The following is a 26,500-nucleotide window of genomic DNA, read 5'->3' as shown; positions in this document are numbered from 1 at the left end:
CTCTTACGCAGGACTATCATTTCCCTCCTTTATCAGCTCATAGAACGGCAGTCCACGAATCACTTCTCCTGAAATATCGAAAGATTTATAGAGGCAATGATGGTTAGGCAAGGTCTTCACGCGCTCTGACAATTCTGCCAGATCCGATGTAAAGCCAAGGACGCCCAGTTCGGCAGGTGTGATGTTTGGTACCTTGTGGATGAACCAGGACAGTAAAGGCTCCCTGTAGTCGGTCGCACCGACCTTAAAGTGCCTAAGGAATTGCGAAGCTAGTATCACGCCAGTGCCGAACTCCCGCCCCTGTAGCAACAGCTTGCGTAGAACGTCGAACTCGTAGCGCATGATATTGTCGGCTTCGTCCACCAATAGGTAGGAGTCGATCGCTCTGAGCTGCGGGTCGGTGCCTGTAAACGCTCGCTTGGGCACCTTGAGCATGTTCTCGTAAAACATGTTTAGTAAGATGGCGACGAGCATGTTTTTGCTTCGGTCATCTTGTCCCATGGAGCTCAGGGATATCACCACGACGCCATCGAAGAATTCGTCGAAAGGTTTTGTCTCACCTTTGGTCTTTGCAAACACCTCCATGTCCACCAGATCGTCAATAATTGCCATTGGAGCGTCCGACTTCCCGCCAAGTATTTCTCTGTACTCCGCATGGATATCGTAGATCGTAGGCTGGCGGTCCTGAGCATTAGCTGCCTCGTAGGCATTACGGACGGCTGCTTTTAGTTTGTCCCGCTGCACTGGGCCTATGCCCGAGTACACCTTGTCGAGGACGTCTGCGAAAAAACGGAACCGATCCAACCAAGGTGCTGAAGATTCCCCCATGCCGGTGGTATCGAAGAGGTTCAGGGGCAGGTGATAAGGTTTCACTACCTTTGCCCCGGTGGCCTCTACGAAATCCGAGCTACTAAAGTCGCTCTTATAGTCGAAGATTAAGAAGCGTGGCTTGATCCCACGGTTCGCATCGGTGGCTCGGGATATCTGCAGGATAAGCGACTTGAGGAATTGAGTCTTACCTGTGCCGAGGTCACCTGCCACACCAATGTTCAACTGGTTGAGTCGAGTGTCGGATATGTTCAGGGTTAGTTGTCTTGGCTCGAAACCATCGACTGTTTTGCCTACTGAAAGAATTATCCCACTGCCTATCTCGTCTGGAGTCAAGGAAGATGCGATTTCTCCATTCGATTTACTGGAGGGTGGTTCTTCGTCGATTAAGTTCGCTGCCGTTGTTTCTTTGTTTGGAACTCCTAAAGGCGCCGCCAACTGTTCACTTTCGGCGGGAGAACTATCAGGAAGGGGTAGGCTGTCAAGATGAGGAGGTAACAGCCCCCAATCTCCAACCTTGGCACGCACTGCGTCGTAGAACGACTGTGGATCATTGCCGACTACGATTCGACCCGCATCCTTGTTTGAAATGACAATCGTCTCGTCGAAATTGTCGCCATCACGATCGTACTGGACACTCTGAGTTGAATCGTCCACGACTATAAGCCGCCCTCTCAAATCCAGACTAGGTCTGGACCCCGGATCGAGAATCGCAGCTGCGATGCGCTCATGGTAGCCAGCCCAACGGATAGCCTGTCCCTCCACTGCCTGATGTTGACTGTAGACTCGTAAGCCAAAGCCTATCATTGAAAGTAATAGGTGCTGGTAGGCGAGGCTCCATGCCAAAGATGTGCTGGCGCGTTCTTCGATGGCTTGCAAAAGTGTCGAGAGTGCTCTTGCCTGTGAAAGAGCGTCCACGGAGTCGTTGGCTCCGAACACGCTGCCTTGGCGGCACTTGACCTCTATTGGGGTGAGATGTAGATGAACTTTGTCTCTACGGATTCGCACGCCAACCACAAGCAGATCGGGTCGTGACAGGGAAGTGTCTTTGCGCTCTTTCCCGAGAGATCGGGCAAGGTCGGCAAGATAACCCCTGAACGGGTCGACGGGAACGATTATTGCGATAGTGGATTCGTCTGATGATCCCGAGAGCACTGGTAATAGGCTGTTCTGGTTTCCTTCTATGCGGAACTGATCCTGAAGCAGTCGGACCGCCAGAAAGAGGCCAAGGTCACCTGTGGCGCCTGTGTCGTCCCCAGAGAGACCCCTGACAGTGGGAATCCCTCTTCTGGCAACTTCTAGAAGTATTTGCTCAACCTTGTCGTCGTCTAAGTTTTCGCACCCCGGAAGAGGCTTCAAGACTCGGCGCAAGGCATCTCGATCGGCTTGCTTGACCTGTGATAGGAGGTAATAGCCACTAGTATCACCTGCGCGATGAGAATAGGAGGGGAGATCGTAGTCCCAAAGATAGGTACCTTTTATCCAGCCGCCCAAGAAACAAGCGGGATCGATTGCGGAAGATGAAACCGCAACGTAGCCGGCGCTGTTTTCCTTAAGCATGTCGGATACTGCATGAACACTTGGTGAGAACTGCAGACCTACTTTGCCGTCCCTCATCCGCTCTACCATGATCATGCATGCTGAAACCTTGTCAGCGAATGATTCGCCGGATAGAGGCATCTGCATGCCTTGACGTGATTCGCTCAGGAAGGAACCTAGAAGCTGACGTCGTACTCTATGCCTGATTAAGCCGCCAGCTCCCATTGGCGAAAGCATGCCGACTTCTTTCGACTCGGGTTCTGCCGAGTCTAGTTGGGCAATGATGCCTAGATCAGGCTTAGCTCCAACTGGTTGCTTGTCATACCAACGGACGTGGTTGTAAGTGTCTTCAGAAAGGTTGGCGATCGTAGCCTGATCAGGCCTTCCAGAAAGTCGGGTATCGAATACCTCTAGAATCTTCGCGCCGACACTTTGTCTTGGGGTGTCCGAATCTCCGTTACCGAACCGCTTGGTGCACCAGTTGGCCAAGCCTTCATTGCACGCATCAGTGGTGCCACCTGCACTTGACACTACCAGACTAATAATGGGCTTTGCGGCCAGAAGATTGGTGACGTCGTCGAGGGCACGAGAAACTTGTGCGGGGCTGAATCCGCTTGAGATGCCGCCGACGGTCAATCCGAATGTGTTGTCGAACGGTGGACGGCGGGTCCGGGCGGGTAACTGGCCCAGACGAGAGCCATTCCACAGTACTGACCAGTAGTCGGAGCTGCACTCTACGGACAGGAAGTCGATTCGTTCTACGCCACTTGGCGACTGCAATGCGATTGTCAGTAGATCAGGGACACAATCCGGATCAAATATGCTCGCAGCTGGGCATGGATAAGAGGAGTCGCCCTCTACCTCGTCCCGCAGCACTTTTTGCGCAAGACAATGCCATGCTAGGCGTAGGGGATGCATAGGAGAAAGGATAATGGCGTCTGGGATTCTGCTCAGCGTGCGTCCGTCTGATTCCAAGGAGCAGACCGCAACAGTATCTATCCAACAGGCGATGTCCGGATCTGCCTCGAGCCAGAACATGTATGCTTCAAGGAATGCTTCGGCGAGTATGCGGAATTCCGCACGATCCGATAGCCAGGCTCCGAGCGGGGCGGACTCAAGTAGCCCTGACTGATCCTCGCCTCGTATGTATTTTGCTATCTCCCTGCGAGCTTCCACAAAGCCCTTGGGCGGTTGAAAGCTTTCGACCTCTGGGCGCGGGTCATGCAGGAAGCGGCCTTGTGAGAGAACGGGGCCATGAGGAGCATCCCAGTCGGGGGGGGCCCATCTTGATACGTAGTCGTCGGCAATAACTAGTGGTCTGAACGACTTGGCTATGTTCTGCTCTTCGAGTATCCATGATTGTAAACTTGAAGACCGGGCGTTCCGGTCAAGATGGACCACAGCCTTGGTGTCGAATTTTTCGAGATGTCGGCGATTTAGTTTAATTAACCGCTCGAATTCGCTCCGACAACCTTCCTCCTTTGCTTCATCGCAAGAAAGGTAAACTCTACAAATTTGAGGAGTTGCAACGTCTGTAAGGTTGAAGGAAATATCTAACTGATATTTGCCTTCGGCTACCACCTCCACCAAATACTCATTCTCCCCAACCAGCCGGGCTTCGATGGATTGTTGCTGCTCCTCTAGCTCTGTTGCATCGTCAGGCATGCCTTCAACGTTGCGAATAGTTGCATCAGGTGATAAGTGCAACCGTAGTTCGTAACGCCCAGAGCCTGGTAGTGATAGGGATGTCTCCCAGTTCATTGCCGCAGAGTTCTTGCTTGGTTTTTTCGGCGGGGAGAGTTTCGTTGCTAGCCTGCAAGTTACAAGTATCCCGGGCTTCCAGTTTATTAAAGAAATTACCCGTATGCTTGCGGGCTTGCAGTTGGCAGCAGTGACTTTGTAGGTTAGGGGAGTCCTGTGGGAGGGCGGGGCTAAATCTGTATGTTCCGTAGCTCCGTCTGGTGCTGCTTGCAATGGTGTTGGAGCCTTTCCAAAGGAACCACCAGTCAGCATAAATTCTTCTGGCTGACTGCCGTCGTTCGTTGAAATGACTAGTTCCACTCGGTCTCGAACTACTGCCGGTAAACCCTTGATCGCAGGCGTAACACTATTAGTGCATCGCATGCTGATCTCCCCGATGACTTCATCGAGTTCTTCAGCGAGCAAATCTGTCCACTGCTCTACAGTTAGCAGACTCCACCATGCCGGAGAAGGCACAAGTTCTAGGGCCTTTCCAGGAAGATAGAAAGCCTCGGTAGCGCGGTCAAAGGCCGTAGGCACATCGCAGCTTGCTTGGAGGTGGGCAAGAAGTTCTCGCAGGGCTTGGGCAATGTCGGCAGGGGCGCTTTGTGCTAGGCGTTCAATGCCGGTCTTGAAGCCATCCGCAAGTTCATCGGCAATCTTTCTTAAAACGGAAAGTTGGCCCTTTGACGAGACGCCACCATCCTTCATTGGTGGGAGACCGCATGCTAGAGCAAGCGCGTTGCCAGGCGACATGCCCTGGTGGCAGGTCTCTATTGAAAATATACGAGATAACATGCGCCATGAGGCACTATGGTTTGCTTGTTCCGGATCCACCTCGTCGATCGAATCTGCAGCTGCGCGTATAAGCTGTTTGGCATCGTCTCTATACGAATCCTCAATGCGAGCGACGACTAACGCCTCATTAATCGCTTGCTGAACAAAACCGTCTTGCGACCATTTTTCGACATCTGCGCTCATGCCGAACACATCGCTCGACGACTCGATCGACAAGTTGTTGTGCTGGCCAGCGGGGACTAGGGCTACAAAGCTGGAGTTATTTGGGTCATTACGCACATCCAGTAAGTGGTCGTTGTCACACTTGCCGGACTGCCCTATTTGAAGTTTGTGGCCTTTGATATGGTCAGATGGGCACTGGAGTAGTACTGGCAACGTCACTAAGCTACCGTCTATCCCAGACGTAACTTGGATCCCTCCGTCGCGAACGAGTTCCTCGTAGACTCGCTCGAGAATTTCGAGTGGAGGACCACGGAAAATTAGCCTGTATTCAAATTTTTTCCCACTAAGCCCCTGCGTGGCGCCTAAAGCTTTTTCCCGGACAATTGACGCAAGCCAGTGTGCTAGTTTATTCATTTTCACTTCCCTGAAGAGCTTGGCTTGTGTGGAACGGCGGCAATAGCAGCATGCCGCTTTCGGCATCTGGGCTATCAAGCACGAGACCGAGCATCCTAAGCTGGTGCCCCAGGTCATTTCTGGCTATATCGTGCTTATCTACGGTAACGCCATAGGCTGCGAGCTGTTGTCCTAGTCTTTGGATTGAGCGTGGGCCGCCCATGCCTGCGAGAGCGCAGTGGACTAAAGCAAGGACGGCCACCGGGCCAAGAGACACGATCCATGGGCTGGATGGGCTACTGCCCTTTTGCTTGAGGATATATCCTTGGTCATATCCCCTAAGCAATGGCACTGCTGTCCGACGTTGCCCTAGGCCATGCCGCGCGAACTCCATCAGGTTGGCGCCTATGCCTTTCTTGCACAGCCGCGCTCTGGTCTCTTGTTCGCGTATATCAGCAATTGTTTCTAGAGTTCCCGCACGGATGAGTGCCGCCCTATGCGCCCCGATATGACGGCATAGTTCCACCATGTCGTTGCTTGATGAAAGCTGACCTTTATAGGGCGCTCCAACTTGATCTAGCGACCAGAGAAGGGCATTGATACCAAGGCGAGCATTCAGATAACTTGATACCTGATCTTTGAGGCCTAGAAGGGCTTTTCCCCCATATGCCATATATTGGGGAGACTCCGGGAAGACTGCGCTCCGAGCTTCCAGCTCGTTAGATGGTATCGTGCCATTGTTGAGTACAGCCGATAGGCATCCCCAGATTCTGGTATGTACGTCGCACAGCCATGTTGCGTGGGAAACAGCAGCTAGGCGAAGCACAGCCTCAAGCAAACTGGTCCATTGCCTGCGTGTCATAGCATCTTTCGCCTGCATAAGTGAATGCAGATCTTTGGTGAATCTTCGAGCGGGTAGGAAGGTAATTCCTAGGAAGTCAGAAGACTCTAACGTTGCCATGTCCTCATCAGGGATTGGAGCTAGCGTCCAGACGCTCGGACCTTGGTTCCACGAAGATGTCTCCTGCTCAAGCCACCGTGCGAATACGTCGTCCGTTTCAGTAACGCTCAAAGCTGCAAAGAGGCTTTTCCAAAGTTTTTGCGCCGACTCCTGATCCTTGGATCCTAGGCAAACCATTCTGCGTATGAGCTTTCCAGCATTCCAAGGATTCCCCCGCAACCGAGCTGCTCCAGAGAAGAGTCCCGTTCCTGGCACGATGGGAGTGACTTGCAAAAATCGGTTAGTGGACTGATTTGGGAGTTTCGGGCTCTCCAGAATTCCGTGAAGTACTGTATTCCAAGTCTCAACACCTACGATCGCACCGGTAGGAGGCTGTTGGCTCTTTTCTCGGAGTTTCTGGATACGTTTGTCCAGATCGCGTCCGGCCTGCGGTACGCTCCCCTCACTTGCGGATGAAAAACCTATCGCCCGATAGAGCGACGCTAGAAGTACTTCTGAGTTCGCATATTCCGGAGCAGGCGTCATCGCGAGGATTGACGTCTGATAAATGGAATGGGAACTCCTCCAGGGAGCTTGCTTGAAGTCCGCGAGACTCATCTTCCATCCTCCATGCCCGCAACGAAGCCATTCCATGATCGGCCTACCACCGTTCCATCTGTTCCTATTCGTATCTGTGCATCTTCGAGTAGGTCCTGATCACGGACAATTAAGCCGGAGAGCCGAGCTTTAGTTGTATCAAGTAGAGCTACGACTGTACGGGGAAGAGAGGCAGGAGATAGGCCTCTTTCTAGCTCTTTCACGGCTTTAAACAAGTCATAAGTCAGTGGGATTGGTTGTGCAGATTTCCCATTACCAACCCCTAGGTAGCAAATTGGTGCCCGAGGTCGTCCTGATGTGTTTTGGGGTAGCATTTTGACCTGACGCTGTGGCACAACTAATGTCGCCTGGCGTTGTCTTGGCGGTAGAGGCTGTCCGAAAGTGGTGGTTAGAGATACCTCGAATTCTTTTCCTGTGTTCAGCAGATCCTTCACTTGCTTTACGACTTCGAAGAGATGCTGGTGCTTGTCGTCATCTTCAACGACCTGTTGGAATGCCTGCAAAATCTGAAAGTCTGCAACTATCGCTGTTCGAGTACATATGCTGCGGCGAACAAGTCGGCACGCAAAGTCTCGGAGGATATGTTGTATGCGACTTGCCGCTAGGGGCTTCTTGCGGCGGATATTCGGCAAGGAAAGCATGGCGTCTGCATTAGAAAGTCGCTTGAGTAGCTCAAGTTCGTTTTGCGATAGCACCTGATACTTACGGATAAACTCTATGCCACCAGCGAGGGAGCGACTGAAGCGCATGTCGAGGTCGCCAAGGCCAATTGTGCTGCGGTTACTTACTGCAACTTCGCTGTCGGGGCTTGCAAACGCCGGGTCTAGGGAGTCGACAAGTCCTTCCAGCAAGGGGGCAATGGTTGCTGGGAGATAATGAGTCTTGCGCTCTGCCAGGAAATGAGCGAGGCCGACAAGCGTTCGCACTTCCTCAGCCTCTAGTTCCTTCCCGAGTCCTAGTTCCTTGATGTCACGGCGGAGAGAGGTAGCGACACTCTTACCCCATCGGTGGAATAGCGCGTGTTGGTAACTTGATGTCGCCAGATGAAAAATAGCTGAGAGCGTCTGTCTCGTAGGTCTTTTGGTCCCTGCTGCCTTCTGGTCAAGTTCGACGAGGCTGGCTGCCCATTGGCATGGCGTTGACTGGTGCGTATGACTTGCTGGGTCGTGGACGACAGGGTGGTGCCCGGCCAATAGGTAAGAAGTCAGAGAGAAAAGGTCGCGGAAGCTCCAGCGCTTACCGCTGGCTAATTCATACCAGCGCAATATCTTTAGTAACGCTGTTCGGTGTTCGTCCCGGGCTAAGATTGCTTGGCTGGTACAGAAGGGGCATTTTTCGCCTGCTGGACATGATCCCTTTGCAGGCCACATTTCGGATGCAGTGGCCTGTCCAAATAGAATTTCCGCTGGTGCAGAAGTCACTTCGTCAGGTTTAACTAAGAGGGACTCGGCATCCATTGGCCAGACCGCAATCGATGGGAAACCTTCGAGTGGCCAGCATGAGGGAGCATCGTAAGCCAGGCTCACAGCCCTCGTTACAGCTTCGAGGATGGCTCGCGGCTTTTCCAAATCATTGTCGATAGCATGGATCAGCGCATCATCGAGGACACCCCGGTTAACGCAGCATAGATAAGCATGGGATGGTGGTCCATCCTGTAGCCTATCGAGCTCCTCGATGAGGAGTGCTGATGCAGCGCTCCCTTCGTGACCGGCTGTCGAAGTAGCGTCCTGAACTATATCCAAGCTCAAGCCACTGTCGAACCTTGAAAGACTTCCTGCATCGACGCTGACTATTCGTGGAACTTTAAAGCCAGCAAATGGATGGAACGCTTTTGACAGCTCTTCGATGAGCCGTCCTTCACAGCCTAGGCTCGCATCTAACCAGTGGATGGTGGACTCGATCGCTTCGGTTTTCCCATTACCTGGACCACCAACCAGAAGGATAATCCTCGGGATGCTGGTGCTATCGGCCGGGAGCTTTTCGGCCCAGGCTTGGAGTCGGGCCAGAAGACTCGTTTTTAGTAGTAGTTTGTTAGGCTGGCCGCTTTCGTTGTCTAACAGCCGCTTCACTCCCCCTGAGTGATGACCGGCCCAGTCGACAAGGGCTGCGGGGTAGCGCGCCCCTTCCATTTGGGTGCTTTCCATTCCCCTCGACTCCTATGTTTTTAAGCTATGGCTAAGATTTCTTGTTCTGGTTCACTGATTGTTTTTTGACTAGCTGTGGCCATGGCTTCTTTTAGTACCGACTCGATGGCTATACCAATGGCTCTTGCAAGGTAAGGAGGAACAGCGTTGCCTACCTGCGTGTAGCGCGGGCATTCCTTAGTACGTCGGCTCCCGCCGGTGGTGAATTTGCCTCGGAACTGGAACCAGTCGGGAAAGGACTGCAGGCGTGCAGACTCTCGGACGGTCAGTATTCTGGGCTCGCTGTAGTGGAGCACATCGTCGGGCAAAGTTGTTATTGTTGGTGCGGGATTTGCTTCGTGCATTAGGCAAATGCGGTGCTTCTTGAGGCCATATTTTTCCCTTTGGGCCAAGCTCATCAAACCACCCCTAACGCACTCGGGGTCCTGAATGATCCTCATGAACCGTTCACTGATTTCGGGTTTGTGTTTGGCTAAGCGTACGCTGTCCATAGAGTCGCCGCTCCCTTGATGCATGAGGGTTTGGTAATGTGTCCGAGGCCCCTTATATGCGAGCTCTAGAAAGCCGGTACGAGAGGAGAGATCAGTACATGGTCTGGTCCCAACGTGCTTTATTTCTAAATCAGAAATGGCCTCCGAAGCGCTGACAATTTCTGGAAGGCCAAGCTCCTGCAGCTGGTTCAGCCTTGCTTCCTCCAGAAGCTCGAAAGCTCTGTTAGCGCCGCCACGGAGATGGCGAGAGAGATCTTTGCGGATCCCTATCACGATTAGGCGTGGGCGCTTTTGCGGAACTCCGAAGAGTGAGCAGTCCACTATTTTACCGAGGACCTGATACCCGACCCTATCCAGGCTTTCGACAAGCTTGTCATAGTAGGAATGGGGCTTCACTTTCGTTAAGCCAAGTTCTTCTTTCCAAGATTTGGCTTTATGCGCGACCTTCATGCCCGGTACGTTTTCCAGGACAATGGCCGCTGGCTGAATAGCCTTGACCATTTCCACGTACTTCTCAAACAGTTGGTTTCGGGGGTCGGACTCTAGTCGCTTCCCTGCGAAACTGAATCCTTGGCAGGGAGGGCCTCCTGCAAGTACATGCACTTTGCCCTTGAGCTCGGAAAGTTTAAGTGGGTGCTGTTCAAGAATTTCATCGATACCCCAGGCTTTTCTTTCCAGCCAATCGGGCCATTCGAATTGAGGTGCAGGCACGTTGCGCCCTTCGAGCAGGTTTGCCGAAAGGGTAGAAAATGCCATTTTGTCGCGTTCTACAGCAAAAACGCCGTTTAGCCCTGCGAGCGATAGACCTAGAGATAGGCCTCCACAGCCCGCAAAAAGATCTGCGAACATCAAAGGTTGCCCGTGGGCGGGTAATGAGGGGAGGGTTTCGAAATTTTTCATGGGCTCCTGCCCGGATACGGTCGTTTTCAGGGTAGGGAGCGTCTCGCGAAGCCCTTGGCTATCGCCAATAAAGGCAGCACGATGGTGGTCTTTTTTCGCCACTGATGCTGGATGCTTACTCGGCATGCTGACTAGAGGTAGCTCGGTAGGCGTCGAGGGGGCAATAGTGGTGGATAATGGATTGCCCTGCAAGCAAACGCAATGGCTTGGGCCGCCTGACGGCTGGATTGGTTTGAGATTGTCCAATTCACTTATGTCTTTGAATTCATCCAGAAATATTGCGTCGGCTAAGCCTGGGGCTTCGCTTGGTGGTACCCACATATTGAGCTCCTTCAGCCGGTTTGAAACCCGAGTAATCTTTCCTCAGCGCAGCCCTGTGCTGGTCTAGTCAGGAGCTAGCTGAGTGAGTGTATTGAAGAGTAAGCAGATAGATCCAGGAGTTTTGGAAGACGCCGGTCTGTGGTGCTGTAATTATGTACAGTATTAGCCTTGGGGCGATTCGTACAGTCACGTTCGTCGACTGGTGCGGAGCTCCTTGATTTAAAGAGGCTCTGCATAGCAATACTCGCACCCCTTCGTCCGCGAAAGTGCCGCGCGGCAATTACTCCTGACGTTAGCGAGGAGCGCCTAACAAGGAAGAACGGCAGACCGCGCAGAAACAGAGCTCGGATTTTCGATCGGCCAGTAAAAAAATGAATTTATGCCGGCAGGAGGTGTAGTGGTCAAATGGCGTTGAACACCATCGGACAGTAGAGCGCCTGAAAGGCCCGTGATAGCTAGGCTATCGGCAGGATTTTCGGATGGGATAGGATTATTTCGGACAATTAAAAAGCCGGCTTGTGGCCGGCTTCTCGGGGACTGGCTTGGTTCATTTTTGGTAAACCGCGCCAGCCTTCAAAATGTACACCCGGATCTGCGTCCGGCTGTGGGACTTGGCAGACGTTGGTCTGCCGCGTCGGGCGTCATCTGAGCCGCGGGAGCGGGTCGATGCGCGAATGTGGGGCGCAGGATACTGAGTTTTGCTTTGGATTCCCAGTGTGACGTGCGGGTTAGAGCGATCTGACTGGCCAAAATCCGAGATTTGTACTGTCTATCCGGGCCTCATCGCGAGCAGGCTCACTCCAACAGGGGAGGAGCAAGCCTTCGGATTAGAGAAACGGTACCACCGGCCGTCTCTTGCTCAGCGTCGACCACCAGAACACCCAGCCCAATATATGAATCCGCTGCTCTTCAATCTGCGCTGGGCGAAAGACTTCGTCCGGGTATTCGGCGCTGTTGTGGCTGCGCAGGCGCAGGCCGTTGCCGGGCATGCGGTGCAGGTATTTGATGCGCAGCATGCCGTCGTGTTCGATGGCGTAGATTTCGCCGTCGACGACCTGGGTCAGGCCGCGGTCGATGGCGAGTATCGAGCCGTCTTCGATGCGCTCGGCCATGCTGTTGCCGATCATGTGGGCGCAGATGGCATCGCTGTGGCGCACTTCCAGTTGGTCCAGGTGCGCGCGGGGCAGGCGGATGGTTTGATCCGGATCGAGGATGACGTGGGTTTTGCCGGAGTCTTTGGTGAGCGGCGTTTCCTTGAAGAACGCCAGGTCGATGTCGTTGGGGTCGATGACGGTGTACGCGCCGCGGATGGCGTGGGCGTCAAAGGTGTCGCCATTGCTGGCAGGCGGCGTCAGGCTAGGCGCCTCTTTGGTGCCTTCGCCGGTTTTCAGCCATTCGCTGTTGACGGACAGCAGGCGTGAGACTTCTTCCATGCGATACGCCGGGACGCCCCGGGTGTACCAGTTGTGGACATTTTGGGCTTCCGTGCCCCAGAACTTTGCGAAACCCGTGGTAGAGATGTTCGCTTTTTCCAGGAGTGCCTTGAATCTTGGACCGCTAGTGTTCTTTCTCATAAACACGGAGTCTACGGCCGTGCCAGAGCGGTTTGAATAAACCGGGCGTTCAAAAACGGGCTGAATTTTGCGACTGGATGTAAGACGTTCTTGTGGGAAATTAAACAAGTTAAAACCGCGTCGCGCGGATTTTAAACGTCCTGTTTAAGGAAGCTGATCTCGCGCATAAAAAACCCCGGATCAACCGGGGTTTTCTGCAAGCATCACGCAGGTCGCAAGCGCTTAGCCTTTGTAGGCAGCAACCGACTTGGTGATCGCTTCGCGGGCGGCGTCTGCACCGGCCCAGCCTTCGATCTTGACCCACTTGCCTTTTTCGAGATCTTTGTAGTTCGCGAAGAAGTGCTCGATCTGCTGGATCAGCAGAGGAGGCAGGTCAGTGTATTCCTTCACGTCGACGTACAGCTGGGACAGCTTGTCGTGTGGCACTGCGATGACTTTGGCATCGCCGCCGCCGTCGTCGGTCATGTTCAGGACGCCGACTGGACGCGCGCGGATCACCGAGCCTGGTGCAACCGGGTAAGGGGTCACAACCAGCACGTCGAGGGGATCACCGTCGTCAGCCAGGGTGTTCGGGATGAAACCGTAGTTGGCCGGGTAGAACATTGGGGTGGCCATGAAACGGTCAACGAACAGGCAATCACTGTCTTTGTCGATTTCGTATTTGATCGGCGCGTGGTTGGCCGGGATCTCGATCGCGACGTAGATGTCGTTCGGCAGGTCTTTGCCAGCCGGAATCTTGCTGTAGCTCATTGGGCGTTGCCCCCGTAGTTGACCAAAAACACTTGGCCGGATTGACCAAAAAGTGGCGGCGATTATAGGCATATTCTGCAGCCTACGCCATGTACTGAGCGTCGTTCGGCGCTCAGTCTTGCGCCTGATAGACCGGGTCTGTGGCCTGAAGTTGCTGCAACCTGCCCAACGGATCCTGCCGGTAGAAACGCTTGAGTTGCAAGTAGACCTGTGGATAAGCCTCGTACAGCAGATCCGGTGCGCTGAAGAAATACTCACTGGTGACGGCAAAGAACTCGGCCGGGTTTTCCGCGGCGTAGGGATCGATGGCGGTTTCGGCGTCAGGGTTGTCATCGAGTTGCAGATTGAGGTCGTCGTAGGCCTTTTGCATCACCTCGGCCCAGTCGCTGACGCGCATGTCGGCGTGCAGCGGCGGCAGGCCGTTGGCATCGCCGTTGAGCATGTCGAGTTTGTGCGCCAGTTCGTGAATCACCAGGTTGTAGCCTTCCCAGCCACCACTGGCCATCACGCCAGGCCAGGCCAGAATGATCGGCCCCTGCTGCCAGGCTTCGCCGCTGTGTTCGCCATCCCATTCATGCTCGACGCCGCTGGCATCGCGATGGCGCTGCGGGCTGAGGAAGTCGTCGGGATAGAGGACGATCTCGTGAAAGCCCTGATACCAGTTCAAGTCGCCCAGGTGCAGAAGCGGCAATTGCGCTTGTGCGGCGAGCAGCAGGCGTTGCTCCTGATGCAGTTCGACGCCGGGCAGGGCGCTCAGGTGTTTGTCGTCGAGGAACAAGACGCAGGCCTCGCGCAGCCACTGGTCTTCGGCGGCCGTGATGCCGTCAAGAAAACTCAGGTGATGGCGCACCCGCTGCCACAGGTCGTCGGCAATCGGGTGCTTCGCCAGAATGCGCCGACGCCGCCAGGCGCTGAGCGACCACACAGGCTTAGTGCGATTGGGCTTTGGTGCCGCCGAAACGGCTGCGAACCACGCCGATGATCATCGGCACCAGCGACAGCAGAATGATCGCGACCACCAGCAACGACAGGTTCTTCTTGATGAACGGTACATTGCCGAAGAAATACCCCAGCGTTACCAGGCCACCAACCCAGAGAATAGTGCCCAGGACGCTGAAACCGAAAAAGCGCGGGTAGGGCATCCTCGCAACGCCGGCGACGAATGGAGCAAAGGTGCGGATGATCGGCAGGAAGCGCGCGAGGGTTACGGTTTTACCGCCGTGCTTGTCATAGAAATCGTGAGTTTTCTGCAGATAGTCGCGGCGGAAGATTTTCGAGTTCGGGTTGCTGAACAATTTTTCCCCGGCCGTTCGTCCGATCACGTAGTTGGTGCTGTCGCCCATGATTGCCGCGAGCATCAGCAGACCGGCCAGCAGCACCGGGTCCATGCCACCGCCAGCCGCAACGGCGCCAGCGATGAACAGCAGCGAGTCGCCCGGCAGGAACGGCATCACCACCAGACCGGTTTCACAGAAAATCACCAGAAACAGGATGGCGTAGATCCATGGCCCATAGTTGTTCACCAGCAAATCGAGGTAGACGTCGAGATGCAGGATAAGGTCGAGCGGGTTGAAATCCATGGAGGCACCTGTGGTGATGGCCCAACTCTGCAGGCCCGTGCGGATGACTTCGTGTAAGCCTACAAGCAGGTGTAGTTTTTCTTACAAGCCGGAAAGCTCGGGATTATACGGTCTGAAGGATGAAACGCGCGTTGGTTTTGTAGCGAGGAATGTCGGGGTGTGAACAATTGTCAGGTAGGCATTCTTTGTGGCGAGGGAGCTGGCTCCCTCATCACGGGCTGGCAACGCCGTCAGAGCTCTTCGCTGATCGGCAGCACATAGTTCTTGAACTCGGTGTCTTCCTTGAATCCGATGGACTCATAGGTTTTCTGCGCGACTTCATTGTTACTGCTGGTGGAAACGCGCATGCGCACGGCCTGGGTTTCCTTGGCCATTTTCTTCGCGGTGCGGATCAGATTGTCGGCGACCAATTGGCGTCGGGCATCTTCGGCGACATAGATGTCGTTGAGGATCCACACGCGCTTGAGTGACAGCGAGGAGAAGCTTGGATACAGCTGACAGAAACCCATGAGTTTCTTGTCGTCATCATCGGCCAGGGCCAGATAGATCACCGACTCTTTGCGGCGCAGGCGTTTTTCGAGGAACGCGCGGGAGGAATCCGGGTAAGGCAGGGAACCGTAGAACTCGCGATATTTGACGAACAACGGGGTCAACAAATCCAGATGTTCGAGGGTCGCTTGAATAATCCGCATGATAGGTCTCGTCTTCAAGTGGCTGTCTTCAACTGCTCTGACGGCGATGGGAAACCCTGGCGGCCGTGCATCGATCCTGCCTGAAACCTTCGCAGAAACGCAATGCGGAAACGGTTCAGGTTGGGGGCGGACCGAGTAGGAAGTTTCCTTTCATGTCCGCCCCTGCGTCCGACTCCAACGTCTGAACCTGTGCTTCGTCCTTCAGATTGACTCCCGACAGCTGCCGCCGACAGGCTTCGCGCATCAGATACAGCAAGCGATGCGCCGCCATGCCGTAGCTCAAGCCCTCTAGCCGCACGTTGGAAATGCAATTGCGGTAGGCGTCGGTCAGTCCGATTTTTGGATTGTAGGTGAAATATAAACCGAGGCTGTCTGGCGAACTCAGGCCAGGGCGCTCACCAATCAGCATCACGACCATTTTTGCGCCGAGCAGTTGACCGATTTCATCACCGACAGCGACCCGTCCCTGTTCCACCAGAACGACGGGCGCAATGGACCAGCCGTCAGCACTCATCTGATCTTCCATGCGAGTGAGAAACGGCAACGTATGCCGATGCACCGCCAGTGCTGACAAACCGTCGGCCACGACAATCGCCAGATCGACGCCGCCAGGATGCGCGGCTGCGTAATCGTGCAAGGTCTGCGCTGACTCGTCACTGAGCTTGCGCCCCAGATCCGGACGTTGCAGGTAACTGTTGCGATCCACCGCTGCGCTGTGCAAAAGCAGGCTTTCACGCCCGCGCTCACTGAGTTGCGCGCTGAGTTCTGCATGATCGAACGGCAGATGCACCGCATCCCGCGCCTGTGCGTGGGCGAACTGAAAATCAAGCTGGGCACTGGTCGGCAAACTGGTGCCGGTGCGGCCAAGAGCGATCCGTGCCGGGGTCAGGCGGCGCAGTTCCAGCCATGGGTTTTGCGGGTCGACGGGCGGATTTTCCATAAGGCTCATCCCAGTTGCGCCAGGGCCTGGCGGAAGGCCGGCGGCAGGTTGTTGCCGAAGCGGACCTTGCCGTCAGCCTGAGTGAAGATACCCATGTTGGCCAGCCATTGTTCGAACTCAGGTGCCGGTTTCAAGCCCAGAGTCTGGCGTGCGTAGAGGGCGTCGTGGAACGAGGTGGTCTGGTAGTTGAGCATGATGTCGTCGGAACCGGGGATGCCCATGATGAAGTTGATCCCGGCCACACCTAATAGGGTCAGCAGGGTATCCATGTCGTCCTGATCGGCTTCGGCGTGGTTGGTGTAGCAGATGTCGCAGCCCATCGGCACGCCGAGCAACTTGCCGCAGAAGTGGTCTTCGAGGCCGGCGCGAATGATCTGTTTGCCGTTGTAGAGGTATTCCGGGCCGATAAATCCTACGACGGTGTTCACCAGGAACGGCTTGAAATGTCGCGCCACGGCGTAAGCCCGCGTCTCGCAGGTCTGCTGATCGACGCCGTGGTGAGCGTTGGCCGACAGCGCGCTGCCCTGGCCGGTTTCGAAATACATCAGGTTCTTCCCGAGGGTGCCGCGATTCAGGCTCAACCCGGCGTCATAGCCTTCCTGCAAAACATTCAGGTTGATGCCGAAACTGGCGTTGGCCGCTTCGGTGCCAGCAATCGACTGGAACACCAGGTCCAGCGGCACGCCGCGGTTGATCGCTTCGATGGAAGTGGTGACGTGGGTCAGCACGCAGGCCTGGGTCGGGATGTCGTAGCGCTGAATGATCGCGTCGAGCATTTCCAGCATCGCGCAGATCGAGGCGATGCTGTCGGTGGCCGGGTTGATGCCGATCATTGCGTCGCCGTTGCCGTACAGCAGGCCATCGAGAATGCTCGCGGCGATGCCGGACGGCTCGTCGGTCGGGTGGTTCGGTTGCAGTCGGGTCGACAGACGTCCACGCAGCCCAAGGGTGCCGCGAAATTTTGTGACGACGCGGATTTTCTGCGCGACCAGCACCAGATCCTGCACGCGCATGATCTTCGATACAGCAGCGACCATTTCCGGGGTCAGGCCGGGGGCGAGGGCGCGCAGGCTGGTTTCATCGGCGGCGTCGCTGAGCAGCCAGTCGCGGAAACCGCCGACGGTGAGGTGGCTCATTACGGCGAAGGCTTGTTTGTCGTGGGTGTCGATGATCAGGCGGGTGACTTCATCGGACTCATAAGGGATCAGCGCTTCTTGCAGGAAATGCGTGAGCGGGATGTCGGCCAGCGCCATTTGCGCGGCCACGCGCTCGCCGTCATTGAGCGCGGCAACCCCGGCGAGAAAATCCCCCGAACGTGCTGGGCTGGCCTTGGCCATGACGTCCTTGAGGCTGTCGAAGCGGTAGGTCTGGGCGCCGACCGTGTGAGCGAAACTCGCCATACAGAATTCTCCGTGACGGCGCAGGCGAGGCCTGCGCCGTGGTTTTCGACCGTCAGTGCAGGGCTTTTTCAGCGTTCTGAATCGCCGCGAATTCTTCCTCCGGCGTACCTGCTACCAAGTGATGTCGACTGTAGAAAGCAAAGTAAGCAATTAACACTCCATAGATGATAGCGGCGCCGATCACGACCCGCGGATCGACCAGGAAACCCGCAATCACGGCGATGCAGGCCAGCACCAGCGCAACACCCGAGGTGAAGATGCCGCCGGGCGTACGGTACGGACGATCCATTTTGGGGCGGCGGATGCGCAGGGTGATGTGCGCGGCCATCATCAGCACATAGGAAATGGTCGCGCCGAACACCGCCACCAGAATCAGCAAGTCGCCCTGGCCGGTCAGCGACAACCCGAAACCGATGATCCCCGGAATCACCAGCGCCAGCACCGGTGCCTTGCTTTTGTTGGTCTCGGACAATTTGCGCGGCAGGTAGCCTGCGCGGGACAAGGCGAAAATCTGCCGCGAATAGGCGTAGATGATCGAGAAGAAACTGGCGATCAACCCGGCCAGGCCCACGAGATTGACGAAACCGCCCATCCAGGTCGAGCCGCCGTAGGCTTTGCTCAACGCTTCAACCAGCGGGTTGCCCGACGTCAGCAGCGAGTTGGCACCTGCGCCGCCCGGCCCGACGATCAAAATCAGCAGGGCAAACGCCAGCAGCACCAGCATCGCGCCGATGAGCCCGCGTGGCAGGTCGCGCTTGGGGTTTTTGGTTTCTTCTGCGGCCAGCGGCACACCTTCCACCGCGAGGAAGAACCAGATCGCGTAAGGAATCGCCGCCCACACGCCGACATAGCCGAACGGCAGGAAACTGCTGGCGCCGGTAGCGTTGCTCACTGGGATGTCGAGCAAATTGGCGACGTCAAAGTGCGGCACCATGGCCACCAGAAATACGCCGAGCGCCAGAGCAGCAATGGCCGTGATGACGAACATCAGCTTCAACGCTTCGCCCACCCCGAAAATGTGGATGGCGATAAAAATGATGTAGAACGCCAGATAAATCATCCAGCCGCCGATGCCAAACAACGATTCGCAATAAGCGCCGATGAACACGGCAATCGCGGCAGGGGCGATGGCGTATTCGATAAGGATCGCGGTTCCGGTCAGGAAGCCGCCCCACGGGCCGAAGGCACTGCGGGCAAATCCGTAACCGCCACCGGCAGTAGGAATCATCGAGGACAGTTCGGCCAGGGAAAAGCACATGCACAAATACATGGTGGCCATCAGCAGTGTCGCGAGGAACATGCCGCCCCACCCGCCCTGAGCCAGGCCGAAGTTCCAGCCGGCATAATCGCCGGAGATCACATAAGCGACCCCAAGCCCCACCAGCAGCACCCAGCCGGCGGCGCCTTTTTTCAGTTCGCGTTGTTGGAAGTAGTCCGAACCGACTTTTTCGAAGTCGACGGAGGAGCTAGTCGCCGGAGCGCCAGCAGGGGATTCGCTAGGCATAGGGTTCACCATTCTTATTGTTTTATTGGCCCAGTTGCGGGGCCGGGGACCATTGGGTTGAATCGCACATCGCTTTCGCGAGCAGGCTCGCTCCCACATTGGATGTGTGTCGAGTCGAGCATTGCGGGGGCACGCAGTCCCTGTGGGAGCGAGCCTGCTCGCGAAAGCGGTCGAAAGGGCGAGGCAGAAATATCTGCCTCGCCCCTATGCTTTAGAAGAAGCCCAACGGATTGATGTCGTAGCTCACCAGCAGGTTTTTGGTCTGCTGATAGTGGTCGAGCATCATCTTGTGGGTTTCACGGCCGACGCCGGACTTCTTGTACCCCCCGAACGCGGCATGCGCCGGGTACAGGTGGTAGCAGTTGGTCCACACGCGACCGGCCTTGATCGCGCGGCCCATGCGGTAGGCGCGGTTGATGTCGCGGGTCCACAGGCCGGCGCCAAGGCCGAACTCGGTGTCGTTGGCGATGGCCAGGGCTTCGGCTTCGTCCTTGAACGTGGTGATGCTCACCACCGGGCCAAAGATTTCTTCCTGGAACACGCGCATCTTGTTGGTGCCCTTGAGCAGGGTCGGCTGGATGTAATAGCCGGTCGACAGGTTGCCCTCGAGTTTTTCCACCTTGCCGCCGGTCAGCAGTTCTGCGCCTTCGCCCTTGGCGATTTCCAGGTAGGACAGGATCTTGTCGAATTGCTGCTCGGACGCCTGAGCGCCAACCATGGTGTCGGTGTCCAGCGGATCGCCACGTTTGATTTGCAGGACTTTCTTCATGACCACGGCCATGAACTCGTCGTAGATCGATTCCTGAACCAGTGCGCGGGAAGGGCAGGTGCAGACTTCGCCCTGGTTGAAGAACGCCAGCACCAGACCTTCGGCGGCTTTCTCGATGAAAGTCGGCTCGGCCTGCATGATGTCTTCGAAGAAGATGTTCGGCGATTTGCCGCCCAGTTCCACGGTGGACGGGATGATGTTTTCGGCAGCGCATTTCATGATGTGCGAGCCGACCGGGGTTGACCCGGTGAAGGCAATCTTGGCGATGCGTTTGCTGGTCGCCAGCGCTTCGCCGGCTTCTTTGCCGTAGCCCTGAACAACGTTCAGCACGCCCGGCGGCAGCAGGTCGCCGATCAGTTCGACCAGCACGGAGATACCCAGCGGAGTTTGCTCGGCAGGTTTGAGCACCACGCAGTTACCGGCGGCCAGGGCTGGCGCAAGTTTCCACGCGGCCATCAGGATCGGGAAGTTCCACGGGATGATCTGGCCGACCACGCCCAGCGGTTCATGAATGTGATAAGCCACGGTGTTGCCGTCGATTTCGGCAGCGCTGCCTTCTTGGGCGCGGATGCAACCGGCGTAGTAGCGGAAGTGGTCGGCGGCGAGCGGGATGTCGGCGTTGAGGGTTTCGCGGATGGCTTTGCCGTTGTCCCAGGTTTCGGTGATCGCCAGCAGTTCGAGGTTGGCTTCGATGCGGTCGGCGATTTTCAACAGGATCAGTGAGCGCGCCTGCACGGAGGTCGCGCCCCACGCATCGGCGGCAGCGTGGGCGGCGTCAAGTGCCTTGTCGATGTCTTCGGCAGTGGAGCGGGGGAATTCGGCAATTGGCTGGCCGTTGACCGGCGAAGTATTGGTGAAGTACTGACCTTTGACAGGCGCGACGAACTCGCCGCCGATGTAGTTACCGTACTTGCTTTTGAACGAGACTTTGGCGCCTTCAGTACCGGGGTGAGCGTAACGCATGATGTTCTCCTTGGCTTTGTACTTATTAGAGAAACGCGCAAGTGCGCTTACTATAAGCGTAGAGCAAAGGTCGGGCCACCGCCGTGCAGGTCAGGTAAATCAAGGCCTTGCGCGGTTTCTGTCGGACGGGTGGATGAAGGCTGTGACGGTTTCGGTACAGATGCGGTGACAGTTTGTACCGCTTTTGGCACAACCGGTGACCGGGCAGTCTTGCCAGCATTGCAATGCGCCGGTGGCTGGAGGATGCTGGGCGTCACCTCAAGCATTGGGCCGCCGAGCCTCGGGGAGAACAATAAGAAATGCACGACAACCATTTGAGTCGCCATGCCCAACAGGTTCTCACCGCCACCCAGGGCAAACCTCACCTGCACGGGCCCGGAGCTGATCCGTCAATTGCCCGCTCATGGCTTCGCTGTCTTGAGGATTATCATCTCGACCCCGCGTTGAGCATGGCGCCCACCGTGCTTGAACACGGGCGCGTCCTTGAAAGCCGCGAACGTCTGCAGCAGGTCTTGCAGATTGCCGGCAATGAAATGAGCAGCCTGCATCAACAACTCTCCGGCGCCGGCCACGCGGTGCTGCTGACCGACGCGCGCGGGGTGATCCTCAATTGCGTCACCGCGCCCACCGAACGCAAGATTTTCGAACGCGCCGGCCTCTGGCTCGGTGCCGACTGGAGCGAAGCCTGTGAAGGCACCAACGGCATCGGCACCTGTCTGGTCGAGCGTCAGGCACTGACCATTCACCAGGACGAACATTTTCGAGGGCGCCATACGGGCCTGACTTGTTCGGCGAGTCCGGTGTTCGATCCGCACGGCGAGTTGCTGGCCGTGCTCGATGTGTCCTCGGCGCGCCACGACGTCTCGCGCCAGAGCCAGTTCCACACCATGGCGCTGGTCAATCTGTCGGCGAAGATGATCGAGAGTTGCTACTTCCTGCGTTGTTTCGATAACCAATGGCTGCTGCGTTTCCACCTCCAGGCAGAATCCGTCGGGTTGTTCAGCGAAGGGCTGCTGGCGTTTGACGGGGAAGGGCGGATCAGTGCGGTCAACCAGAGTGCGCTGAACCTGCTCGGACATATTCGCGGTGGCTTGCTCGGCAAACCGGTGGAGGCGTTTTTCGACTGTTCACTGGATGAGCTGCTTGCTCGCGCCAGTGCCCATGCCAGCGCTAGTTGGCCGCTACGCACCCGTGATGGCCGGCAGCTGTTTGCCGTGTTGCGTGGCGAATCGCGCAAGCCGCCGCCGATCATGCGTTCGCCAGTTGTCACCGAGGCACCACGCTTGTCGGGCATCTGCCTCGGTGATGCGACGCTGCAAGCGAACTTCCGCAAAGCCCTGCGCGTTTTCGAGCGTGATGTGCCGCTGTTGATCAATGGCGAAACGGGCTCCGGCAAAGAAGCCTTCGCCAAAGCGGTGCATCAAGCCAGTCAGCGGTCGAGCAAGGCGTTCGTCGCACTCAACTGTGCAGCAATCCCCGAGAGCCTGATCGAAAGCGAGCTGTTCGGCTATCGCGGCGGAAGCTTCACTGGTGCTCGCAAGGACGGCATGCGCGGCAAGTTGCAGCAGGCCGATGGTGGCACGTTATTCCTCGATGAAATCGGCGACATGCCGCTGGCCTTGCAGACTCGCTTGCTGCGGGTGCTGGAAGATCGGCAAGTGGTGCCGATTGGCGGGGAACCGGAAGCGGTCAATGTGCGGATCATCAGCGCGACCCACCGCAATCTGCTGGAGCGGGTTGCGGACGGCAGCTTTCGTGAGGATCTGTATTACCGGCTCAATGGGCTGGAAGTGGCGTTGCCGGCGTTGCGTGAGCGCAGTGATAAATCGCAACTGTTGGACTTCCTGCTGGCCGAGGAAGCTGGCGGCGAAACGATATTGATTGAACAACCTGCACGTGAGGCGCTGCTGGCGTTCAACTGGCCGGGCAATGTGCGGCAGTTGCGCAATGTGCTGCGCACGTTGGCGGCGTTGTGTGATGAAGGGCGGATCGGGCTGGAGGATTTGCCGGCGATGATTCGGCAGGCGCGGGTGGCGGTTTTGCAACCTGATGTATCTGAGCATCCATTGGAAGATGCTGAGCGGGTTGCGCTGCTTAAAACGCTGGAACAGACGCGGTGGCATATGACGCATACGGCTGAGCAGTTGGGGGTTAGTCGTAATACGCTTTACAGGAAGCTGCGTAAACATGGCATTGAGCGGCGGGTCAGTTAGAGCCCTCACCCTAGCCCTCTCCCAGAGGGAGAGGGGACTGACCGAGGTGTTCTGGCGATTTACGCCGACCTGAATCATCGACGTGAACTCAGCATTTGAAAGCAACCGAGATCGGCTCCCTCTCCCTCGGGAGAGGGCTGGGGTGAGGGGCGACAATCCACAGCCGAACACAAATGCCATTCCCGCCCCATCACCTAAAGAGTGCGAATTCCCCCTCCCTACGCTAACCTGCGGCCATGTTTTACGAGGTCGACTATGCACATTCATATTCTGGGTATCTGCGGGACTTTCATGGGCTCGATGGCGGTTCTGGCCAAAGAGCTGGGCCACCACGTGACCGGTTCCGACGCCAACGTCTATCCGCCGATGAGCACGCAGCTTGAAGCTCAGGGCATTCAGCTGACGCAGGGTTACGACCCGGCTCAGCTCGATCCGGCGCCGGATCTGGTGGTGATCGGCAACGCCATGTCCCGCGGCAATCCGGCGGTGGAATATGTGCTGAACAAAGGCCTGCCGTACGTTTCCGGCCCGCAGTGGCTGGCCGATCACGTGCTGCAAGGTCGCTGGGTGCTGGCCGTCGCCGGTACCCACGGCAAAACCACCACCAGCAGCATGCTCGCCTGGGTGCTGGAACACGCCGGCATGAGCCCGGGCTTCCTGATCGGCGGCGTGCCGCAGAATTTCTCGGTGTCGGCGCGTCTGGGCGGCACGCCGTTCTTTGTGATCGAAGCTGACGAGTACGACAGCGCGTTTTTCGACAAACGCTCGAAATTCGTTCACTACCGCCCACGCACCGCGATCCTCAACAATCTTGAGTTCGATCACGCGGACATCTTTCCGGATCTGCCGGCGATCGAGCGACAATTCCACCATTTGGTGCGCACGATTCCGAGCGAAGGCCTGGTGATCCACCCGACAACCGAGCCTGCGTTGCAGCGAGTGATCGAAATGGGCTGCTGGACTCCGGTGCAGACCACCGGGGCCGGCGGTCAGTGGCAGGTCAAATTGCTTAGCGAAGACGGTTCGGCATTTGAAGTGATGTTCGAAGGCGTGTCCCAAGGCACGGTCGAGTGGGAGCTGACCGGTCAGCACAACGTCGCCAACGCCTTGGCCGCGCTGGCGGCAGCGCGTCATGTCGGCGTGGTGCCGTCGATGGGCATTGCCGGGTTGAGTGCGTTCAAGAACGTCAAACGTCGCATGGAGAAAGTCGCTGAGGTTCGCGGTATCACCATTTACGACGACTTCGCCCATCACCCGACGGCGATTGCTACCACCCTCGACGGTCTACGCAAACGCATCGGCGATGCACCGCTGATTGCGATCATCGAACCGCGTTCCAACTCGATGAAGCTCGGCGCGCACCGCGACGGTTTGCCAGCCAGCGTGGTCGATGCCGATCAGGTGATCTGGTACGCCCCGGCCAACCTCGGCTGGGATCTGGGCGCGACCGCTGCGCTGTGCACCGTGCCGTCGATTGTCAGCGATTCGCTGGAAGGCATCATCGAACGCGTGAAGAGCCAGGCTCAGCCCGGCACTCACGTGGTCATCATGAGCAACGGCGGCTTCGGCGGCCTGCACGGAAAACTCGCCGAGGCGCTGCAATGAACACTCGTTTGGAGAGCAATGGCCCCGAACGCATCACGCTGGCGATGACCGGCGCTTCAGGCGCGCAGTACGGTTTGCGCCTGCTCGATTGTCTGGTGCGTGAAGATCGCGAGGTGCACTTCCTGATCTCCAAGGCTGCGCAACTGGTGATGGCCACCGAGACCGATGTCACGCTGCCGCCCAAGCCGCAGATGATGCAGGCGTTCCTGACCGAATACACCGGAGCTGCCGCCGGGCAGATCCGCGTGTACGGCAAGGAAGACTGGATGTCGCCAGTGGCTTCCGGCTCCGGCGCACCAGCGGCGATGGTGGTGGTGCCGTGCTCCACTGGCACGCTGTCGGCGATTGCCACCGGCGCCTGCAACAACCTGATCGAACGTGCCGCCGACGTGACGTTGAAGGAGCGTCGACAGTTGATTCTGGTGCCACGCGAGGCGCCGTATTCGAGCATTCATCTGGAGCACATGCTCAAGCTGTCGAACATGGGCGTGACCATCCTTCCTGCGTCGCCGGGTTTCTATCACCAGCCGCAGACCATCGATGATCTGATCGATTTCGTCGTGGCGCGGATTCTCAATCTGCTGGGCATTCCTCAGGACATGCTGCCGCGTTGGGGCGAGCATCATCTGAGCAGCGATGAATAAGCTGCTGGTGATTTGTCTGGCGCTGCAACTGAGCGGGTGCGCCACTGCGCGCACGCTCGATGCGGCGAAGCCGGGCGCGCCGGTGGTGTATTCGGGGACGCGGCTGGATTTGTATGCGCTGAATGGCGGGTGTTGTGCGATGGATCGGTTTGGCGCTGAAGCGCCGAGCTATCCGGGGGTGGATCTGCCGGCAAGTGCTTTGCTCGATACGCTGCTTTTACCGTTGTCGTTGCTGACGGTGATTGGCGTGGGGTTTCAAGCGACTGGCGGATTGTAGTCGGGTGTTCTGATCGTTCCCACGCTCTGCGTGGGAACGATCAATTCCAGACACCGCTGGATTATTTACCGAGTTTCCTCAAATCATCCGATTCGATCACCCGGACCCCATCCTGTTCTTCCAGCGCCAGCCGCCACATCGCCCGGGCCAGTTGGCAGGCCTCGATGCCGCGATACTTACCGGGAATCAATTTTGAAAACGGTGCGGCTAGCTGCTCGCCCAGACGCGGCTCGGTACGTTCCCCAAGCAACAGCGACGGCCGGCAGATGGTCAGTTGCGGCCAGTCCTGCGCGCGCAATGCCTGTTCCATTTCCCCTTTGACCCGGTTGTAAAAAACCGAAGATTTCGGATCGGCCCCGATTGCACTGATCACGATCAGATGCCGCGCACCCATTTCCCGCGCACGTTTGGCGAACGCCACGACCATGTCCAGATCCACCGCGCGAAACGCAGCTTCGGAGCCGGCCTGTTTGATCGTCGTGCCGAGGCAGCAATAGGCGATGTCGACGCGACCGCTGAGTTGCGGCAGAAACGCCTGTGGGTCGCCAACCGGGTTTTCCAGATGCGGATGCTCGGCCAATGGTCGACGGGAGGGGGCAAGCACGCGGGTAATCGTAGGCTCGTTGAGCAAACGGTCGAGTAGATGTTCACCGGTCAAACCGGTGGCTCCGGCAAGCAATACGTGCTGAGGCGTCAAGTACATAGTGTCTCTCCC

General features: G+C 56.9%; 18 protein-coding genes. 4 read left to right on the top strand and 14 right to left on the bottom strand.

All coding sequences use genetic code 11. The annotated features are described in order from the left end of the window. Nucleotides 1–3 precede the first annotated feature (3 nt). The 13 genes from ACA069_RS25145 to exaC form a co-directional block, all read right to left on the bottom strand. Nucleotides 4–5,481 carry an ATP-binding protein gene (locus ACA069_RS25145; protein ID WP_497615426.1) on the bottom strand — a complete coding sequence of 1,826 codons (5,478 nt, stop codon included), beginning with the start codon at nt 5,479–5,481 and terminating at the stop codon, nt 4–6. Further along, nucleotides 5,474–7,018: a hypothetical protein gene (locus ACA069_RS25140; protein WP_497615425.1), complete on the bottom strand. Its 1,545-nt coding sequence runs from the start codon at nt 7,016–7,018 to the stop codon at nt 5,474–5,476. The genes ACA069_RS25145 and ACA069_RS25140 overlap by 8 nt, the downstream gene beginning before the upstream one ends. Next, complete coding sequence (locus tag ACA069_RS25135) at nt 7,015–9,162, bottom strand: hypothetical protein (protein WP_497615424.1); 2,148 nt, start codon at nt 9,160–9,162, stop codon at nt 7,015–7,017. Before ACA069_RS25135 ends, ACA069_RS25140 begins: the two co-directional genes overlap by 4 nt. Nucleotides 9,163–9,182: 20 nt before the next feature. After that, a complete protein-coding gene (locus ACA069_RS25130; protein ID WP_497615423.1) occupies nt 9,183–10,874 on the bottom strand; it encodes a DNA cytosine methyltransferase in 1,692 nt (563 codons plus the stop codon). A gap of 827 nt (nt 10,875–11,701) precedes the next feature. After that, nucleotides 11,702–12,448 carry a S24 family peptidase gene (locus tag ACA069_RS25125; RefSeq protein WP_401269062.1) on the bottom strand — a complete coding sequence of 249 codons (747 nt, stop codon included), beginning with the start codon at nt 12,446–12,448 and terminating at the stop codon, nt 11,702–11,704. 222 nt (nt 12,449–12,670) lie between these two features. Further along, nucleotides 12,671–13,198, bottom strand: coding sequence for an inorganic diphosphatase (ppa, locus tag ACA069_RS25120; RefSeq protein WP_045881121.1), 528 nt, complete (start codon nt 13,196–13,198; stop codon nt 12,671–12,673). A gap of 112 nt (nt 13,199–13,310) precedes the next feature. Next, nucleotides 13,311–14,123, bottom strand: a complete 813-nt coding sequence (locus tag ACA069_RS25115) for a M90 family metallopeptidase (protein ID WP_401269059.1) — start codon at nt 14,121–14,123, stop codon at nt 13,311–13,313. Between the two features lie 4 nt (nt 14,124–14,127). Then, nucleotides 14,128–14,778 (bottom strand): DedA family protein, encoded by a 651-nt coding sequence (locus ACA069_RS25110; RefSeq protein WP_489879916.1) that lies wholly within the window; start codon nt 14,776–14,778, stop codon nt 14,128–14,130. Between the two features lie 230 nt (nt 14,779–15,008). Continuing rightward, nucleotides 15,009–15,470, bottom strand: a complete 462-nt coding sequence (locus tag ACA069_RS25105) for a GNAT family N-acetyltransferase (protein WP_007910890.1) — start codon at nt 15,468–15,470, stop codon at nt 15,009–15,011. A gap of 115 nt (nt 15,471–15,585) precedes the next feature. Beyond that, on the bottom strand, nt 15,586–16,419 hold the full coding sequence (eutC, locus tag ACA069_RS25100) for an ethanolamine ammonia-lyase subunit EutC (RefSeq protein ID WP_497615422.1): 834 nt from the start codon (nt 16,417–16,419) through the stop codon (nt 15,586–15,588). Further along, the gene (locus ACA069_RS25095) at nt 16,416–17,810 is read right to left on the bottom strand and encodes an ethanolamine ammonia-lyase subunit EutB (RefSeq protein ID WP_497615421.1); all 1,395 of its coding nucleotides are present in this window, start codon (nt 17,808–17,810) and stop codon (nt 16,416–16,418) included. Before ACA069_RS25095 ends, eutC begins: the two co-directional genes overlap by 4 nt. A 52-nt stretch (nt 17,811–17,862) precedes the next feature. Then, nucleotides 17,863–19,314: an ethanolamine permease gene (eat, locus tag ACA069_RS25090; RefSeq protein WP_497615420.1), complete on the bottom strand. Its 1,452-nt coding sequence runs from the start codon at nt 19,312–19,314 to the stop codon at nt 17,863–17,865. A gap of 211 nt (nt 19,315–19,525) precedes the next feature. Next, on the bottom strand, nt 19,526–21,046 hold the full coding sequence (gene exaC, locus ACA069_RS25085; protein WP_401269054.1) for an acetaldehyde dehydrogenase ExaC: 1,521 nt from the start codon (nt 21,044–21,046) through the stop codon (nt 19,526–19,528). A gap of 299 nt (nt 21,047–21,345) precedes the next feature. Between exaC and ACA069_RS25080 the strand changes: the two genes are divergently transcribed. The 4 genes from ACA069_RS25080 to ACA069_RS25065 all read left to right on the top strand — a co-directional run bounded on the left by ACA069_RS25080 (nt 21,346) and on the right by ACA069_RS25065 (nt 25,785). Beyond that, nucleotides 21,346–23,259, top strand: coding sequence for a sigma-54-dependent Fis family transcriptional regulator (locus ACA069_RS25080; protein WP_497615419.1), 1,914 nt, complete (start codon nt 21,346–21,348; stop codon nt 23,257–23,259). A gap of 255 nt (nt 23,260–23,514) precedes the next feature. Next, nucleotides 23,515–24,864, top strand: coding sequence for a UDP-N-acetylmuramate:L-alanyl-gamma-D-glutamyl-meso-diaminopimelate ligase (gene mpl / locus ACA069_RS25075; RefSeq protein ID WP_187678806.1), 1,350 nt, complete (start codon nt 23,515–23,517; stop codon nt 24,862–24,864). Next, a complete protein-coding gene (gene ubiX / locus ACA069_RS25070) occupies nt 24,861–25,508 on the top strand; it encodes a flavin prenyltransferase UbiX (protein ID WP_187678807.1) in 648 nt (215 codons plus the stop codon). Before mpl ends, ubiX begins: the two co-directional genes overlap by 4 nt. Then, nucleotides 25,501–25,785, top strand: a complete 285-nt coding sequence (locus ACA069_RS25065; RefSeq protein ID WP_401269049.1) for a YceK/YidQ family lipoprotein — start codon at nt 25,501–25,503, stop codon at nt 25,783–25,785. Before ubiX ends, ACA069_RS25065 begins: the two co-directional genes overlap by 8 nt. Nucleotides 25,786–25,846: 61 nt before the next feature. Here the strand turns inward: ACA069_RS25065 and ACA069_RS25060 are convergent, their stop codons facing one another. Further along, complete coding sequence (locus tag ACA069_RS25060) at nt 25,847–26,488, bottom strand: oxidoreductase (RefSeq protein ID WP_187678809.1); 642 nt, start codon at nt 26,486–26,488, stop codon at nt 25,847–25,849. Nucleotides 26,489–26,500: the final 12 nt, after the last annotated feature.

The sequence above is a fragment of the Pseudomonas sp. LBUM1652 genome (genome assembly GCF_059716105.1).
The sequence above is the reverse complement of the archived record's forward strand: the minus strand, read 5'-3'. Positions and strand labels throughout refer to the sequence as shown.